This window comes from Psychrobacter sp. FME6, from assembly GCF_014861365.1.
GTDB lineage: Bacteria > Pseudomonadota > Gammaproteobacteria > Pseudomonadales > Moraxellaceae > Psychrobacter.
The window spans coordinates 1-16,615 of the sequence record NZ_RRYW01000014.1 but is presented as its reverse complement, the minus strand read 5'-3'; the positions used below and the strand labels follow the sequence as shown (position 1 = coordinate 16,615).

At 43.4% G+C, this 16,615-nt stretch carries 14 protein-coding genes; 3 read left to right on the top strand and 11 right to left on the bottom strand.

All coding sequences use genetic code 11. From position 1 onward, the window contains the following. Nucleotides 1-319: 319 nt before the first annotated feature. The 3 genes from EI162_RS03495 to EI162_RS03485 all read right to left on the bottom strand — a co-directional run bounded on the left by EI162_RS03495 (nucleotide 320) and on the right by EI162_RS03485 (nucleotide 5,195). A complete protein-coding gene (locus tag EI162_RS03495; RefSeq protein WP_263972251.1) occupies nucleotides 320-1,303 on the bottom strand; it encodes a malate dehydrogenase in 984 nt (327 codons plus the stop codon). A 395-nt stretch (nucleotides 1,304-1,698) separates the two neighbouring features. Continuing rightward, on the bottom strand, nucleotides 1,699-2,490 hold the full coding sequence (locus tag EI162_RS03490; RefSeq protein WP_225735287.1) for a hypothetical protein: 792 nt from the start codon (nucleotides 2,488-2,490) through the stop codon (nucleotides 1,699-1,701). A gap of 554 nt (nucleotides 2,491-3,044) precedes the next feature. Continuing rightward, nucleotides 3,045-5,195 carry a lytic transglycosylase domain-containing protein gene (locus tag EI162_RS03485; protein ID WP_192523042.1) on the bottom strand — a complete coding sequence of 717 codons (2,151 nt, stop codon included), beginning with the start codon at nucleotides 5,193-5,195 and terminating at the stop codon, nucleotides 3,045-3,047. Nucleotides 5,196-5,564: 369 nt separating this feature from the next. Here EI162_RS03485 and miaB point away from each other — a divergent pair, with 369 nt between their 5' ends. Then, entirely contained in the window at nucleotides 5,565-7,055 is a 1,491-nt protein-coding gene (gene miaB, locus EI162_RS03480) for a tRNA (N6-isopentenyl adenosine(37)-C2)-methylthiotransferase MiaB (protein ID WP_192523041.1), read from the top strand. Between the two features lie 256 nt (nucleotides 7,056-7,311). Here the strand turns inward: miaB and EI162_RS03475 are convergent, their stop codons facing one another. The 4 genes from EI162_RS03475 to EI162_RS03460 form a co-directional block, all read right to left on the bottom strand. Then, a complete protein-coding gene (locus tag EI162_RS03475; protein ID WP_192523040.1) occupies nucleotides 7,312-8,040 on the bottom strand; it encodes a LysE family translocator in 729 nt (242 codons plus the stop codon). 108 nt (nucleotides 8,041-8,148) lie between these two features. Beyond that, nucleotides 8,149-9,393 carry an acetylornithine deacetylase gene (gene argE, locus EI162_RS03470; protein ID WP_192523039.1) on the bottom strand — a complete coding sequence of 415 codons (1,245 nt, stop codon included), beginning with the start codon at nucleotides 9,391-9,393 and terminating at the stop codon, nucleotides 8,149-8,151. A gap of 35 nt (nucleotides 9,394-9,428) precedes the next feature. Then, on the bottom strand, nucleotides 9,429-9,911 hold the full coding sequence (locus EI162_RS03465; RefSeq protein WP_192523038.1) for a nucleoside deaminase: 483 nt from the start codon (nucleotides 9,909-9,911) through the stop codon (nucleotides 9,429-9,431). Nucleotides 9,912-10,166: 255 nt separating this feature from the next. Further along, entirely contained in the window at nucleotides 10,167-10,820 is a 654-nt protein-coding gene (locus EI162_RS03460; protein ID WP_192523037.1) for a UPF0149 family protein, read from the bottom strand. A gap of 172 nt (nucleotides 10,821-10,992) precedes the next feature. Between EI162_RS03460 and EI162_RS03455 the strand changes: the two genes are divergently transcribed. Next, nucleotides 10,993-11,433, top strand: coding sequence for a hypothetical protein (locus tag EI162_RS03455; protein WP_192523036.1), 441 nt, complete (start codon nucleotides 10,993-10,995; stop codon nucleotides 11,431-11,433). A gap of 116 nt (nucleotides 11,434-11,549) precedes the next feature. Beyond that, nucleotides 11,550-12,005 (top strand): cell division protein ZapA, encoded by a 456-nt coding sequence (locus tag EI162_RS03450; RefSeq protein WP_192523035.1) that lies wholly within the window; start codon nucleotides 11,550-11,552, stop codon nucleotides 12,003-12,005. Between the two features lie 128 nt (nucleotides 12,006-12,133). Here the strand turns inward: EI162_RS03450 and EI162_RS03445 are convergent, their stop codons facing one another. From EI162_RS03445 to EI162_RS03430, 4 genes are all read right to left on the bottom strand, one after another. Continuing rightward, nucleotides 12,134-12,442, bottom strand: coding sequence for a hypothetical protein (locus tag EI162_RS03445; RefSeq protein ID WP_413038370.1), 309 nt, complete (start codon nucleotides 12,440-12,442; stop codon nucleotides 12,134-12,136). Between the two features lie 153 nt (nucleotides 12,443-12,595). Next, nucleotides 12,596-14,689 carry a glycine--tRNA ligase subunit beta gene (glyS, locus tag EI162_RS03440; protein ID WP_192523034.1) on the bottom strand — a complete coding sequence of 698 codons (2,094 nt, stop codon included), beginning with the start codon at nucleotides 14,687-14,689 and terminating at the stop codon, nucleotides 12,596-12,598. 9 nt (nucleotides 14,690-14,698) lie between these two features. Continuing rightward, on the bottom strand, nucleotides 14,699-15,682 hold the full coding sequence (gene glyQ / locus EI162_RS03435; RefSeq protein WP_192523068.1) for a glycine--tRNA ligase subunit alpha: 984 nt from the start codon (nucleotides 15,680-15,682) through the stop codon (nucleotides 14,699-14,701). A 573-nt stretch (nucleotides 15,683-16,255) separates the two neighbouring features. After that, nucleotides 16,256-16,468 (bottom strand): PspC domain-containing protein, encoded by a 213-nt coding sequence (locus EI162_RS03430; protein ID WP_192523033.1) that lies wholly within the window; start codon nucleotides 16,466-16,468, stop codon nucleotides 16,256-16,258. Between the last annotated feature and the right edge of the window lie 147 nt (nucleotides 16,469-16,615).

The following is a 16,615-nucleotide window of genomic DNA, read 5'->3' as shown; positions in this document are numbered from 1 at the left end:
AAACTTTCCACTTTATTGTAGCAAGCTTTTTTTTAATAGCTGTTAACCAACGTTTATCTAACGTTATCAATTGTATTAACGCTCAAGTGATAACTGATACCATTCACAAAAATTAGCGTAGCAAGGAAAACGAGAACAAGTGCTACGTACTGTAGACTAAACGGCTTTGACACAGCTAATCGTACTTTTTGGGTTTGGTATGATTTAGGCTTACAGCGATAAATGACAGATAATATATCTTTCAGACAAAAAAGCCCTCACACTTTAGGAGGGCTTTTTTATACTACTTGTTATATAACAGCGTTAGCAAGTTAATCACTTATGGTAGTAAATGTGCGACTGCATCACGCTCTTCGCTAAGCTCTTGCTCAGTTGCCGCCATTTTCTCTTTTGAGAAGTCTGATGACACATCAACGCCGTCTACGATAGCCCAGTCGCCGTTCGTGCACGTGCATGGGAATGAGTAGATTAAGCCTTCTGTAATACCGTACTCGCCGTTTGAGTAAACACCCATTGATACCCAATCATTCTCATCGCTACCAAGTACCCACGTGCGCATATGTGCAATAGCAGCATTAGCAGCAGAAGCGGCAGATGATGCACCGCGAGCTTTAATAATAGCGGCACCGCGTTGTTGTACTTCTGGGATATAAGTACCTTCGTACCAGTCACGATCGACCAAGTCTAATGCTGGCTTGCCGTTTACAGTGCAAGCAGTCAGATCAGGATACTGAGTTGATGAATGGTTGCCCCAGATGGTCATTTTTTTCACGTCGTTGACAGTGCTGTCCGTTTTGCCAGCCAACTGCGCCATGGCGCGGTTGTGATCTAAACGAGTCATTGCCGTGAAGTTGCGCGGATCAAGATCTGGTGCATTACGCTGAGCGATAAGCGCGTTGGTGTTCGCAGGGTTACCCACAACCAAGACTTTTACGTCACGGCTTGCAACGTCATTCAATGCTTTACCTTGTGCTGAGAAAATCGCTGCATTGGCTTCTAGCAAATCTTTACGTTCCATACCTGGGCCACGAGGACGTGAACCTACTAGCAAAGCATAGTCGACATCTTTAAATGCAACCGTCGCATCATCAGTCTGCACAATACCAGCTAATAAAGGGAATGCGCAGTCTTCTAATTCCATGACCACACCCTTTAGAGCGTCTAGCGCTGGGGCGATTTCAAGCAATTGCAAAATAACTGGCTGATCTTTACCTAGCATTTCACCAGAGGCAATACGAAATAGCATCGCGTAGCTGATATTTCCAGCGGCACCAGTAACGGCAACACGTAAAGGCTGTTTCATTGACATTGAATACTCCCTAATTATTGATTAGATAATTCATGATTGTAATTGATGGTTATCGTTGTAGATATCGACTTGCTTGCTACATAGCAGCAGCCATAAACCGAAGGTTAGTGTAGCACCTCAGCCTATTCACCGTCTAGAGAAAGCGAGAAGGCTAATCACGACTATATTGTTACATTTTATACGACAAGGTTTCTAAACCCATAAAAGGCTTATAAGTAAAGCGCTAGAGCGGTATAAAGAGACGTTTATGACAGGCTGAATAGTTATATAATTGAGCCAATGTTAAAACAATACAGCTCTGCTTTCGTTCAAATATAATTTTTGCTGCCTCTGTCTGCGTAGGCACAGCAAGCCAGAGAACATGATAAAAAGAGCTAAAATAGAAAGGGTTATTTGCCGCCTGAAATAATAAATTTAGTACCACAGTTATCTACAATATTATGACACGTACCAAATTCGCTACCTTCATAGCAAACATGGACATCGGTCAAAGTTGATTGACGGCGGCTACCTGCTTGGCAAATCAGGTCAATACTGCTTGAGGACATGCCACTATTAAGCTGGGTCATTTGACTGATAAATCGCGACTTAGAAACCGTATAACTATTACCGGTATTCAGCTCGTTCGGTAGTTTCAGTGCCCCTGCATAATTGGTAATCTGACGGAAATAACTGCTCGCACTGAGTGGGCTACAGTCTCCATAGCGCTGCCATGCTTGGCTACGTACTGTCGTGTCGGGCATGATACGGTTGACGACTTTGAGCTGTAGCGGTGTCAGCCGTGGCTCACTACCTCGCCCACAGCGCTCACCATAGCCCATATCCAAACCTGATACTGTCAATGAATAGCCTTCTAGACATTGACGCATGCGAGCACGTGTCGGTTGCATGCTACATAATGCTGGCGTCATCTCGATCATCAACACACGCTGTCCAGTTTTGGCAGCACTGGCGGCATGGGCTGGGGTCAGCATCATACCTTGTAGTATCAATAAAGCCCCGATACTCGTCGCAGCATTAGCCTTATTTATATAACATTTACCTATCAAGCTGACACGATACTGATCTAAAAGCTTAAACGCTTTTATTTTTGGTTGCGCGCTTAGCTTTGTTTTCGATTGGCTCAAATTTGACATCAGGCTCGATGACAACATCGGATTCGATAAAGAAAGCATCTGCATAATGGGCTGATGCTTCGTTTTTGATGACGTTTTCGGCACCATGGATAGGTTAAAATATTTTTTAATCATAAGGGCAAAAGGCATCTAGCAATGATAAAACATGGGCTATCGCTTAGCTCAAGGTGCACAAAACATAAACACTCATCGAACCAAGAATAGAGCTAAAAAATATGGGTATTGATTAAGGTTTGTTGAACATTTAAATAGTTAAACATTCAAATATTAGGACTGCCGATATAGTTAATTCACTTTAAAATCGATACGAGTGCTACTGGAGTAAATTTTTCGTCGCCTCTGTCACGCTTGCGAACAGCAAGCAAGAAAATTTTATAACAGTAGCACGTGGCTACCAACATACCGATTTCTTTTAGAATTGCCGATAGCTAAACAAACCCTATGGTAATGGTAGCAAAACACTTTTTTTAATATATAGCAGAAACGTAAACACAGGCTAATGATTGCAGAAGTGACGTAAAAATATCTGAGCCCCATTTATAAAAGCAAACCATTAACGATTGCTCGCTAATGGTTTGTTAGTCTTAAAAATGATTGCCTTAAAAAGCGGCAGGTACAGCACCCATGCGCTGACTAATCGGCTGACCACGACCTAATAGACTGCTATAAATAGTGGCGTTTTCCATCACGTGTTTGACGTAATTGCGCGTTTCAGGAAAGGCAAACGATTCGACATATTGGTCCGCAGCCAATGAGCCATAAACAGGCTGCCAACGTTTGGCGTTGTTAGGCCCGGCATTATAGCCTGCTGTTGCCAATACCGGCTGACTGTGTAGCTTGCCAAAGATATCACCCATATACCAGGTACCATAGCGGATATTGGTATCGCCACTATTAGCGCGGCTGGCACTATAAGTCTCACCCAGATTTCGGGCAATATATTTTGCCGTAGCCGGCATGACTTGCATTAGGCCACTGGCACCAACATTAGAGCGTGCCGAAGTCACAAAACGGCTTTCTTGGCGCATGATGCCATAAGCCCACGCCGGATCGATACCTGCGGACTGACTATGACGTACTACCGCCGATTGGTGTGGCATCGGATGTGATATCGCTAAGTGATTGACCGAATCAGTGTTATCCACAGCATAAATGGCACGATCGAGCCAGCCCATATCATGAGCTTGACGAGCAGCAGCAACAATTAACTTATCATCACGATTATCACGCGCTTTTTTCACCGCCCAGTTCCATTCACGGTTGGCATAAGCACGACTGGCATCGGCATTGTATAAAGCAAATGCTCGGGCAAAGTGTGGGTTTTGCATAACGCGAGCACGGTCTGCATTACTGACGTTTGGTAAATTATTACCACCCAAACGACTGGCATCAAAACGCTGCCCAACCTTATCTTTTGCCATCAAACCATAGTACTCATTACTTTTTGCCAAGTTTTTATACATCTTTTTAGCGGTATTACGTTTGTTAGCATCGCTTGATTGCTCATACGCACGTGCCAACCAATACTGCCACTGATTTTCTCTTTGTATCTCGCTATCCATTTGGGAGATCGCCTCAACCACGTCATCCCAGCGGCTAAAACGGATCGCGGCTATGGCATAATATTCTGCTTCTTCAAAGCTAAAATCATCATCCAAGCTCTTGCGGAACCAATCAACTGCCTCAGCATTAAAACCATCATCGGTGTTATGATTCATGCGCTGCACCCCAAGCGTACGATAGGCTGCTCGGCGGGTATCTTCATTTAACAATTTAGAGGCGCGCTGGTTGTCTTGCTTAATATCAAAATCTAGTTGCAGAGCGGCTTCACGATAAGACTTCTCTGCTAAGCGCCCTATGGCATATTGATATAAATATTGATTGGTTTGAGTGGCAGGCTCGCGAGAAAAACGACTAAAAAACGACGACGGATTTAGCTGAGTTTCGCTCAATGACGAATAAGGAATAGAGGCGCCCAAACGTGAGGACAACGCCATGATGTCGCCAGTCTTGCCTTTACGCAGCATGCGTTTCAGTCGCGACACTCTATCTTGATTACTAATCAGCGCGTTATTATTCATCTCCATCGCTAATTGGTCACACAAGGCTGGCTGCTTTTTGGTCACCAGCCAAACATCAGACTTTGCTGCCATGGCGCGCATGGTGTCACCGCCATTATTAAACCCAAGCGCCACCGCACAGCGCTCACTGGCATCAGCATTGGTAATCAAGTTGGCCACTTGTCGTACTGACGCATAATCATTCGAACCCGCTTTGGCTTCAGCAAAATCAGCAACCAGCTTTTCTGCCATGACTGTATCTGGATATTGACGGACAAACTGTGACACAGCCGCTGAGCTTTGCGAGTTCAAATCCAGATTCATGCGCCAGTAAGTTGGATACATGGCAAACAAACCACCACTCATCGCTTGCTCATACTCATAAAGCGCATTGATATCACCGCGATCTGCCGCGATAGCCGCCGCGGTGAATGAGCTCGCACCATTATCTGACTGATAGCCAGTATTTTGCTGATAGCTTCCCGATTCGTAGCTTTCGGTTTGATAGCTTTCATTATCGCCCCACGTCAGATCTGCACAAGCAACTTGTGACAATCCTAACGTACCCACCGCCGTTGCTAGACTCAGCACACTGATTCGTAGTCTATTTTCTTTAAACCGCTTTGAGCCATCATTTTGATGAATAGCTTTTCGATCCTTGGTACTATGAGCAACACGCAATTTTGTCATACTGACTCTCTTTATTATGTCTTTACGAATGTGTGAACAGCGATGTGCCAAGTACCGCTAAGCTTATGGCGCTTATCATACTATACTCGTTGCACTTTCAACCATAAGCTTTACTTTTCGTTAATAAATTGGATAGCAGGGTGTAACACAAAGGTGTTATTAAGCACCAATCATTGGTAAATCCTATTGATTCTAATAACATCGGTTTAATAATAACTGTTAAGCAATTGATACTATTATAAATAATCTAGCATAATTAACATCCCAAGCACACGCTAACTTTTCACATTGGCGTGAGGTTGTGATAAAATATGCCACCTGTTAATCCGCTACCCCGCTATATTTTTAGTCAATCATGGACTTATCCTTATGAGTGTTACTGTATTTAATCCCCGCATCGATGACGCTGCTGTCACTGACACCGCGGTTACTGCGCCTACTGCTATTGCACTCAAAGAGCCAAGTTCCGCTCAAGCCCCTGTAAAATCGGCGACTAAAAAGGTGTTTGTGACCACTCAAGGCTGTCAGATGAACGTCTATGATTCTGGCAAAATGCTCGATGTACTCGGCGACTCACACGGCATGGAAGTGACACACGATATTGACGAAGCCGATGTGCTATTAATGAATACCTGCTCGATTCGTGAAAAAGCGCAAGAAAAGGTCTTTTCAGAATTGGGTCGCTGGCGCAAACTAAAAGAAAAACGCCCTGACTTAGTTATTGGTGTGGGTGGCTGCGTGGCCTCACAAGAAGGCGACAATATCCAAAAACGCGCCCCTTATGTGGATATGGTCTTTGGTCCACAAACTTTGCACCGTTTGCCAGAACTATACGATCAATCTCATGAACAACGTGATATCTCGCCCAAAAATCGTATTGGCACGATTGATGTCTCGTTCCCGAGTATCGAAAAATTTGATTTTTTACCAGAGCCAAGAGTAGAAGGTTACAAAGCCTTTGTGTCTATCATGGAAGGCTGCTCAAAATATTGCTCATTTTGTGTGGTGCCTTATACCCGCGGTGAAGAACTGTCCCGCCCACTTGACGATGTATTGGCTGAAATTGATAGCCTAGCCGCGCAAGGTATCCGTGAAATCAATCTATTAGGGCAAAACGTCAACGGCTATCGTGGTGAAAAAGACGACGGCAGTATTTGCCGTTTCGCTGAATTATTGCATTATGTCTCCCACGTCGATGGCGTTGAGCGTATTCGTTATACCACCAGCCACCCGTTAGAGTTCACCGATGACATCATCGATGCTTATGCGCAATTGCCAGAGTTGGTATCTCACTTGCATCTGCCGGTTCAAAGTGGCTCAAATGCAATATTGGCAGCGATGAAACGCAACCATACCATTGATGTTTATATCAATCAGATTAATAAACTCAAAGCCATTCGCCCAGATATTTACTTATCAAGCGACTTTATTATTGGCTTCCCGGGCGAGACTGACCAAGACTTTCAAGATACATTGAATTTGGCAAAAGAGTTAAACTTTGACCACTCGTACAGTTTCATTTATTCCAAACGTCCGGGTACACCAGCCGCAGAATTGCCCGATGATGTCAGCTTTAGCACCAAAAAAGCTCGACTGGCAGAGTTTCAAAAAGTTATTATTGATTCAACCCTTGCTAAAACCCATGAAATGGTTGGTACCACGACTCGGGTTTTGGTTGAGCAAGTCGCCAATCGTCACCCTGACTGCTTAATTGGTACAGCGGATAATACCCGCACCGTTATGTTCCCTTATGACACTGATAAAATGGATGAGTTACTCGGTAAAATCGTTAGCGTACGTGTGACCGATTTTGTTAGTCCGCATATGGTCAAAGGTGAGCTAATCGAAGTACTGGCTTAACAGGTTATAAAATAACTTTAATTCAATAAAGAAAGCCGTTCGCTATCAATAACGAACGGCTTTTTTATGAGTAAATATTAATTTTTGGGGCTATGGTAGACAACGAGTTAACTATAGTCAGTGAAAAATAAAATCGATACATCACGTACTGCAGGTACCGTTTTTTCTTGCTTGCTGTGCCTACGCAGACAGAGGCTACAAAAAAACTATACCAGCAGTATCGTAGCGTTTTTAAAGTATTTTAACTATATAATATCTAAGTTAGAAAACCATTCAACACTTCAGCCAATAGAGCCGCGGCAATTAAAATAAAGATAACGCCGCAACCACGATTGAGCCACGCTAACCGCTCACCCACATCAAGCCAACCTGCCAGCTTTTTACCACCTAGCGTATATACCACCTGCCAAATCGTTTCGCTCAAAAATAGCCCTAACGTCAGCATGATATATTGCGGCCATAATGGCGCGCTAAAATTGATAAATTTAGGGAAAAAGGCGGCAAAAAATAAAATCGCTTTGGGGTTCGATAAAGATACCCACATACCAGTTCGAAATAGCAACCATTCACTAGGCGGCGCTTTGACAGCGGCACTAGAGAGCGAGCGTGGCTGAGGTTTATTTAATACGTTATCAGTCGTTGTCAGATCTGCATGAACTTCTGCACTCAGTGTACTGGCATCACTAATCAAGCTACTATCACTAGCATCACGCCACGAGCTGACACCCAGATAAATTAAATACGCTGCACCAACGGCCTTAATCACCGTCAATAACCATGGTGATTGACGACTAATGACATCGAGTCCCAGTAATGTCGAGAGCAACAAAACGAAAAGTCCAAGACTAAGACCTGCCAGCGTCCATAAAGTGCGCTTCACGCCATAATTTAGACCGTACTGAAATGCCAAGAGCATATTCGGACCGGGAGTCGCTGAGATAAAAAAGGTACTTGCAAAGAATACCGCAAACAGATGCCAAGACATCAACTAACCCCTACTGTCTTATTTAAAATTCAACTAATATGCGTAAAAAAATAAACACCGCCATAAAGACGGTGTATTTTATACCAATCACTACTTAGGTTGCGCGGTTTATTTGCTAGTATTAGCAGTACAACTCTCTAAGAGACGCTGCAAGAAACTGTCACAGCGCTCAATCTCACTTAATGCAACATATTCGTCGGCTTTATGCGCCTGCTCGATACTGCCAGGCCCACAGATAATCGTTGGAATACCGCTATTGGTAAACTGCCCGCCTTCAGTCGCATACGCTACTTTATGACGTTGATCATCACCTGTCAGCGCTACGATTAATTGTTGTAGCTCGGCACTGTCGCTATCAGTCATAGCCGGTACGCTTTCTTCTTGCATCAGCTCAATGCCCGTTTCTGGTGCTCGTGCTTGCATCTGAGCGGTTAATTCCGCAACTTTTTCTTGAATTGGCGCGACAATATCCTCTTGCGTCATGTGTGGCAAGTTCCGGTAATCAAAGGTAAACTCACACAGATTTGGCACAATATTGGTCGCTGTGCCGCCTTGTATGGTGCCTACAGATAATGTGGAATAAGGCACATCAAATATAGGATCATTATCATCACGATGACTGATTTCTTCAGCCAAAGTATCAACATAACCAATCAATTGGCTGGCATAGCTAATGGCATTAACCCCTTGCGCCGTTAATGATGAATGCGCAGACTTGCCATGGACGCGGCAGCGATAAACAGCAATACCTTTATGAGCAACGACCATGGCCATGTTAGTTGGCTCACCAACGATGCAATAATCAGGTGTGATACCGCGTGCTTTTAAGTCGGCTAATATCAATGGCGCGCCCAAACAGCCCACCTCCTCATCAAATGATAAAGCCAAATGTAGCGGTCGACGTAGTTTGCCTGAACTAGATAACTCTACGGCTTGCGGTAACAGCGTTAACGCACAAGCGATAAAGCCTTTCATATCGCAAGAGCCGCGTCCATATAGCTTGTCACCACGAATCGTTGCAGTAAATGGCTCAGACGTCCACTCTTGACCATCAACTGGCACCACATCAGTATGTCCAGATAACACCAGACCATTATTCACAATATCAGCTTTTTCTCCAGCTGGCACCGTCACAAATAGATTGGCTTTATTTTTAACCTCATTGAAGGTTAAATCTACGCTCAACCCTAACTTCTCGCAATATCCTTTCACATCGTCGATTAACGCCAAATTTGAATGGCGACTAACCGTATCAAACGCCATCAACCGCGTCAGCCAGTCAATACTATCATTGGGGTAATTGGCTGTAGGCGTTGCTTGTTTTTCACCTTTATTATGATTTATCACAGTCATAAGATATCCTTATCACGATATGAGATAAAAAGACCTCAGCCTTTTTGGAATGAACGCTGTTGTAGCGCTTTGACTTCTTCATCTAAGCCTGCAATCGGACCTTCGACGGCTACATCAGGGGCGACTTCTTGGATACTTAATGAATTGATAGGCGATGAAGACTTCACCCCCATCTCATCCATCCACTCACCCAACTGTTTTGATGAGCTGACATAAACAATACGACCAAGCCCTGCCCATGCATGAGCTGCTGAGCACATAGCACAATGCTCGCCTGAGGTATAAACCACGGCTTTAGTGCGCGCATCCGCTGTCATATTTTCTGCGGCCCATTTGGCGACGGCGATTTCTGGATGATAAGTGGCATCGACCGAATTGGCACGGTTACGATCTTCTCGTAGCACTTGTCCATCGGCATCAACCAGCACACTGCCAAACGGTTCATCGCCCGCTTCTAAAGCTTCAGCTGCCAGCTCCACACAGCGACGCAAATGAATCATATCATTATCAGTTGTCATCATAGTCTCCCTTTTATTATTCTTTAATTGCTGTCAAACAAGGAAAGTAGCACAGATAATATCAAGATATTAGCCAGCTATTTAACGCAGTTTGGCAAGATTTAGCCATTTTTTAGCCCATTTAGTTGATTTTGTTCAGATTGAGGACATGCCCTAGGATAGATTTTTCTCGCTTGCTGTGCTTACGCCGACAGAAGCTACGAAAAATCCATCCCAGTCCCGCTGCATATTTTTATATAAACCCAACTATATCATTTACGATGGGTTATTTTGATTCATCGCATCAACGACTGGCGGCATTGGTTTGGGTAATTTACCTTCTGCTTGTAATTCTTTGGTAGTTTTGGCATCGATAGACAAGCCAGCAATCAGTGCAATATCTTTAACTGGTTTACGCTTACGGGTAGCAAAGCTCACTGGCACCATGCGCGCAAACTCATAGATATACAAATAAGACTCTTCGCCGCCTTCAAAATCTTCATCGTCTTCTAGCCGAATGCCACCAATCTTTGCCAAATCTGACAGCATCTCGTTTTCTTCGCTACTTAGACCGCAATCGGTAATACCAAAACCGGTCATAAAACCATTTGCCCACTGTTTCAATGCCATCACGCGCTCGTACAAGTCATGTTCATCATCTGGCACTAATGGCGTATAAGAATAAGCATCATCTTTGTCTTTTAGCTGGAATACCGTATCTTCTGCTTCTTCAGTCAGTAAGGTCAACGCCTGATCAGGCAATGGCGCAAAACTTAGCTCCTCAAACACCTTTGCCCACACTTGCTCATCGGGTGCATTACAGGCAGTTATCAGCCCTGTCATCAAGCCGTGTACCTCACTAATAGATACGTCAGTCCAGTCATCAAACGCCGTCAGCCATGTATTCCAGCCCGAGATATTGTCATTCATAATAGATGTCCTAGTCATTGATTAGTAATAGTTAATAGTTAATAGAAACAAAGTGTCATAAAGCGTCATACAATTACTTTGTTGATATAGATATTATGCGGTCACCTATGGCATTATTAAACGCAGAGAACAAAATTCATTCACGCTTACTTGTTAAGGATAAAAACTGACTATGTATGACCAACTTAGAATATTAGAAAAAATGGTACTCGACATCAAAAAGCAATATCAGCTTGTCAGTGCTGAACTTAGCAGCCTCAAAAAACAACCTGAGACCGATCCAAAAGAACTTGCGGCTCTTAAGACTAAGCTCGATAGCAGCCATACAGAGCGCGATGGTGCGAAAAAACAATTAAATGATCTTGATAAACGTTATCAAAGTCTTGCTGAAGCGCATCATATGATCGGTGAAGAGCAAGACAAATTAAACAAACAGATTGAGCAATTACAACAGCAAAACAGCGAGCTGCAGCAGCATAACAATGAATTAAAGCAGCAGTATAGCGATATTAAACAGCAAAATAGTGATTTGAAAAAGAAAAACGAATTGGCCGCTGAGCGTACCCAAGTGGTATTGCAGCGCTTGACGCGTATTGATCAGGCAGAAAGTTAATCAATCATTGCCACTGATAACGTTTAATGCTTATTTTTTTACTTATGAAGCCAGCAAATTTATAGCAGTGATATTTTATATTATTCTCTTTAATAACATATATTGTAGGATTTATCATGACCGATGACCATAAAAAATCTGTAGAAAAACAGCCACAAAACAGCACTCAAATAGAAAACAGCCAAGCAAAAAATACTGGACCTAAGCCGCAACAGGCAGCATCAAATGGTTCGTACACACCAATCACCGCTGCGAAACCTGATGATAAAACCACTGAACCACAAATTAAAAAGGTCGATATCGCGATTGCTGGCATCACCTACCCGATCTATTGCCCAGTGCATGAGCAAGAAGAGCTGCTTTCAGCGGTTTCTTATATCAATGACAAGGCTTTAGCCCTAAGAAAAGACGCGCCCAGCCTCAGCCAAGAAAGCATCCTTGTCCTATGCTGCTTGAATTTATACGAAAAAATTCATACCAACCAAATAAGCGAAGAAGATCGTTTGCAGCAAGATAAGCAATCTGGGGCTTTGCTAAGTAAAATTATGAAAGACGCCCAGTCTATTTTATAAATCAATAATGACTTAGTCGATACCAAATAAAATAGACCCGCTCCGTTATTATGGCGTATGGAACAGATAAACGCTTAGCTCACCAGAACTAAGCGCTTATTTTTAAGCATCAATAATACATAATGTATTTAGAGGTCTGGTTTATACGTCTCGCCTGCATGAAAATCTGCTTGATGCTCATAATTGCAAAAGAACAGCTCTTTATTGGCGTTAATGTTGCTATTGCTTTCACTCTCTGCCTCTGTCGCTAAGCTAGGATTAGTCTCAAGCACACCGCGATACTCAGCCAGGCTATTGCCACAAAAATCACACTGGCGCGGTGTGATCACATCACCTTTTTTTGGCATCATACTTTTTGGCGCGCGCGGGTACATAAACTTATAAAACCCCCACATCACAATCCAAATAATGATAATTATAATGATAACAGCTAACACGGCAGTGCTCCCTCTAATATGACTTAAGACATTATAAACTGAACCATTCATAATACGCACATAAAAAACTGGCTACGGTGAGCCAGTCTTATTATCTAAAAACCAAAATTACTTAACAATCAAATTGGCAGTAAATTATTGATGCTGATAGCACTATAACTGTAGCTCACTAATATCAGCGACGGTCAAGAATAAAGCACGAACCTGTTTAAGTAGCGCCAAGCGATTGGCTTTGAGTGCTGCGTCTTCACTATTAACCATTACATCAGCGAAAAACGCTGTCAATGGTTCATCTAAACTGACCAAGGTTTGCAATACTTGCGTATAGTCAGCCTGTTCGAGTAAAGGCTCAACAGCGGTTTGTGCTTGCAGAACGCTGCTATACAGGTTTTTCTCAGCAGGCTCAGACAATATCGCCTCATTGACCTCATCAGCGACACTCACTTCAGACTTAGCTAAAATATTGGCAACACGCTTGTTAGAATCAGACAGTTTTTCGGCTTGTGGCAACTCACTAAACGTTTGTACCGCACGAATACGCTGATCAAAATCGAGTGGCATATGCGGATGAATCGCTTGTACTGCTTGAATGGTATCGACGCTGACACCTTGCTCAGTATACATGGCCCGATAGCGCGAATTTAAAAACGCCATCACTTGGGTAAAGGTATCACCCATTTTGGTAATCTTGCTATCATCGGCAGTGCTATAGTTTTTAATCGCTTGCTCAACCAAAGCCACCAAGTTAATCGGCAACTGCTTCTCGATTAAAATACGCAAAATACCAATGGCAGAACGACGTAAGCTAAACGGATCCTTTGAACCCGTTGGCGCTTGATCGATGGCGAAAATACCCACTAGCGTATCTAAGCGATCGGCCAGCGCCAAGCAAATACCGACAGCTGTCTTCGGCAAGATATCACCACTGAATTTGGGTAGATACTGCTCTTCTATACTTGCTGCTACCGCTTCTGGCTCGTCATTTAAGCGAGCATAATAGGTCCCAGCAACACCCTGCAACTCAGGATACTCACCAACCAGTGAGCTTGCCAAGTCTGCCTTAGACAAAATACCAGCCCGTACCGTTTCATCAATACTAATATCATGACCTTGTTGCTGCATTAAGGCAGCAATAAAAGCGGCAAGCTTGGCAATACGTTCAGACTTCTCCCAAATCGTACCCAATGTATCTTGGAATACACGGGTTTTCAGGCTTTCTGTTAGCGCAAATAATGGCTGCTTTTGGTCTTGTAAGAAGAAAAACTCTGCATCCGCTAAGCGTGGACGCACAACCTTTTCATTACCTTCTATGATTTGATTGGGATCTTTAGACTCAATATTGGTAATAAAAATGAAGTAAGGCTGCAATGTGCCTGCTTTATCGGTCAAGCAAAAGTACTTTTGATCCGCTTGCATGGTTGAGATAAGCGCTTCTTGCGGTACTTGTAAAAAGCACGGCTCAAAGCTTGCTCGCAATGCAATGGGGAAATCAACCAATGCTGTGACTTCATCTAATAGATATTGCGGCACGATTGCATCAGCACTAACTTCATCTGCTAAAGCCTTGACTTGGTTTTTAATCAGCATTTGACGCTTGTCAAAGTCCGCCACCACTTTTAAACCATCAAGCAGCTGTTCATAATCATTGGCATGAGCAATGTCATGGTAATCAGGGCTATGGAAGCGATGACCACGGGTTTGCATACCAGTTTGATGACCTTGGATAGTGGCATCAATCACCGCACTATCTTGCATCAATACGACCCACTGTACCGGACGCACAAATTCATTGCGGCTCGTACCCGAACGCATACGCTTAGCAATCGGTAGATTATCAAGCGCGGTCTGAAAAATAGCCGGCAGCAGCTCAGTCGTCGCTTGACCATGAATGGTTTGCTCATAACCAACATAATCACCTTTATCGGTGTTAATGGTCATCAGCTCACTAGCGTCAACCCCCAAGCCTTTGGCAAAACCCATCGCGGCGCGCGTTGGATTACCATCCGCATCAAATGCCGCTTTAATCGCAGGGCCGCGTTTCTGCTCGCTGCGGTCCGGCTGCTTGTCGCTAATACCTTGAATTTGCAGCGCCAAACGACGCGGTGCGGCAAAGGCTTTGATACTATCGAAACTAATATCAGCTTCATTTAATTGCTCAGTGACACTTTTTTGTAGCGCATCACGTAAAGGTTTTAGGCTCTTTGGAGGCAGCTCTTCACACCCCAGTTCAAATAGAATAGTACTCATGGGATGCTCCTATTTATTATTAGTCGTTTGGTTAGTATCGGTAGAATGGTCAGTGTCTGTATTCTCAACCAATTCTTTTGGCAAAAACTTATCAAGTGCTGCTTGACGATGCGCCTCATCCGCCAGTGGAAAGCCTAGCTTGGCGCGTGCTTCAACATAACCCAACGCAACTTTGCGCGCCAGCGTACGTACCCGTAGGATAAAACGCTGACGTTCAGTGACGGAAATTGCACCACGCGCATCAAGTAAATTGAAGGCATGTGAAGCTTTTAACACCATCTCGTATGCTGGTAGTGGTAGACCCTCAGCAGCTAATTTGTCTGCTTGTTGCTCGTAAAAGTCAAACATCTGACCCATCATCGGCACATCGGCGTGTTCAAAATTATAGGTCGACTGCTCAACTTCGTTTTGATGAAAGACATCGCCATAAGTGACACGACCAAACTCACCGTCGGCCCAAACCAAATCATAAACGCTATCGACACCTTGCACATACATGGCCAAGCGCTCAAGTCCGTAGGTAATCTCGCCCGTGACAGGAAAACATTCGATACCGCCCACTTGCTGGAAGTAGGTAAACTGCGTCACTTCCATACCGTTTAGCCAAATCTCCCAACCCAGTCCCCATGCGCCAAGCGTTGGTGACTCCCAGTTATCTTCAACAAAACGCACATCATGTACCAGCGGATCGATACCTATGGCTTTAAGTGAGCCTAAATACAACTCTTGGATATTAGGTGGATTGGGTTTTAGCACCACTTGGAATTGATAATAATGTTGTAAGCGGTTTGGGTTGTCACCGTAGCGGCCATCCGTTGGACGACGTGATGGCTGCACGTAAGCGGCATTCCAGCGCTCAGGACCTAATGAACGTAGAAAAGTCGCTGTGTGGAAGGTACCCGCGCCAACTTCCATATCATAAGGCTGCAAGATGACACAGCCCTTATCAGCCCAATAGCTTTGTAGGGTTAGGATTAAATCCTGAAAAGTCATCGGCTGAGGGTCTTTGTCTTGTATCATCGAATTTTTTGCTTCGGTTGTCATAGTAAAACCACTGTGAATGAGTATGATTAAATAAATCTTTGATAGCGCTCGTATAGCCCATTTGGCAACGAGGCTATTTGCCTGCTCACCTTACTAAAAATTGACTATTTTATCTATATTTACCGTAACTAAATTTACGTCGCAGATAGAAATGCTTGGCTTTGGGACTTAGCTATCATCGGTTCAGAATAAAAGCGATACGGTTATAATAACCGGCTACTAGCTGTAAAGTGAGTCTGCTATATTAAGAAGCTTCCATTAATAAGTTATGTCAAACTTGTTTAGTCTACAACGCGTTGTACTTGCACTCGTTTTCCTTGCTACTCTAATTTTTGTGAATGGTATTATATTGATAAAGGCGTTCAAAGCCATGAATAAAAAAATACCCAAATGCGTGAGCATCTGGGCAGGAGGAAAAGTATATCTCTATTATCCTGATTTATCAGGCTTTTTATTTTTTAAGGTACTGCAATTTGTAAATCTCTACTGCTGAACAGACTACTATAAATTTATCATTTATTATCATTGATAAGACTGGCTACTTGCTTTTGGCATGATTATCCATAAGATGATATAGATTAAAATACCGGGTACGGCCGCACTCAACGAGGAGATAATGACGAATAGCACTCTAACCCAAGTTGGTGACCAGCCGACATATTCTGCTATGCCCCCCATCACGCCTGCTATCATACGATGATTCTGCGAGCGATGTAATTTTGCTAACTTAGCCAAATCAAATACCTCTCTTTTATAGTTATTGTCTTTTATAGTTATTGCTTTTGCAATTATTGATATTTATTTTGCTTTTATTTTTATGCTTTATTTCTTAGATTAACACACCAAGTGCAACGCTAAATTATATTATAGAACACCTGATTG

Coding starts and splice junctions, on each gene's coding strand:
- EI162_RS03495 (WP_263972251.1), bottom strand. CDS start 1,303: ATGAAACAGCCTTTACGTGTTGCCGTTACTGGTGCCGCTGGAAATATC.
- EI162_RS03490 (WP_225735287.1), bottom strand. CDS start 2,490: ATGCAGATGCTTTCTTTATCGAATCCGATGTTGTCATCGAGCCTGATG.
- EI162_RS03485 (WP_192523042.1), bottom strand. CDS start 5,195: ATGACAAAATTGCGTGTTGCTCATAGTACCAAGGATCGAAAAGCTATT.
- miaB (WP_192523041.1), top strand. CDS start 5,565: ATGAGTGTTACTGTATTTAATCCCCGCATCGATGACGCTGCTGTCACT.
- EI162_RS03475 (WP_192523040.1), bottom strand. CDS start 8,040: ATGTCTTGGCATCTGTTTGCGGTATTCTTTGCAAGTACCTTTTTTATC.
- argE (WP_192523039.1), bottom strand. CDS start 9,393: ATGACTGTGATAAATCATAATAAAGGTGAAAAACAAGCAACGCCTACA.
- EI162_RS03465 (WP_192523038.1), bottom strand. CDS start 9,911: ATGACAACTGATAATGATATGATTCATTTGCGTCGCTGTGTGGAGCTG.
- EI162_RS03460 (WP_192523037.1), bottom strand. CDS start 10,820: ATGAATGACAATATCTCGGGCTGGAATACATGGCTGACGGCGTTTGAT.
- EI162_RS03455 (WP_192523036.1), top strand. CDS start 10,993: ATGTATGACCAACTTAGAATATTAGAAAAAATGGTACTCGACATCAAA.
- EI162_RS03450 (WP_192523035.1), top strand. CDS start 11,550: ATGACCGATGACCATAAAAAATCTGTAGAAAAACAGCCACAAAACAGC.
- glyS (WP_192523034.1), bottom strand. CDS start 14,689: ATGAGTACTATTCTATTTGAACTGGGGTGTGAAGAGCTGCCTCCAAAG.
- glyQ (WP_192523068.1), bottom strand. CDS start 15,682: ATGACTTTTCAGGATTTAATCCTAACCCTACAAAGCTATTGGGCTGAT.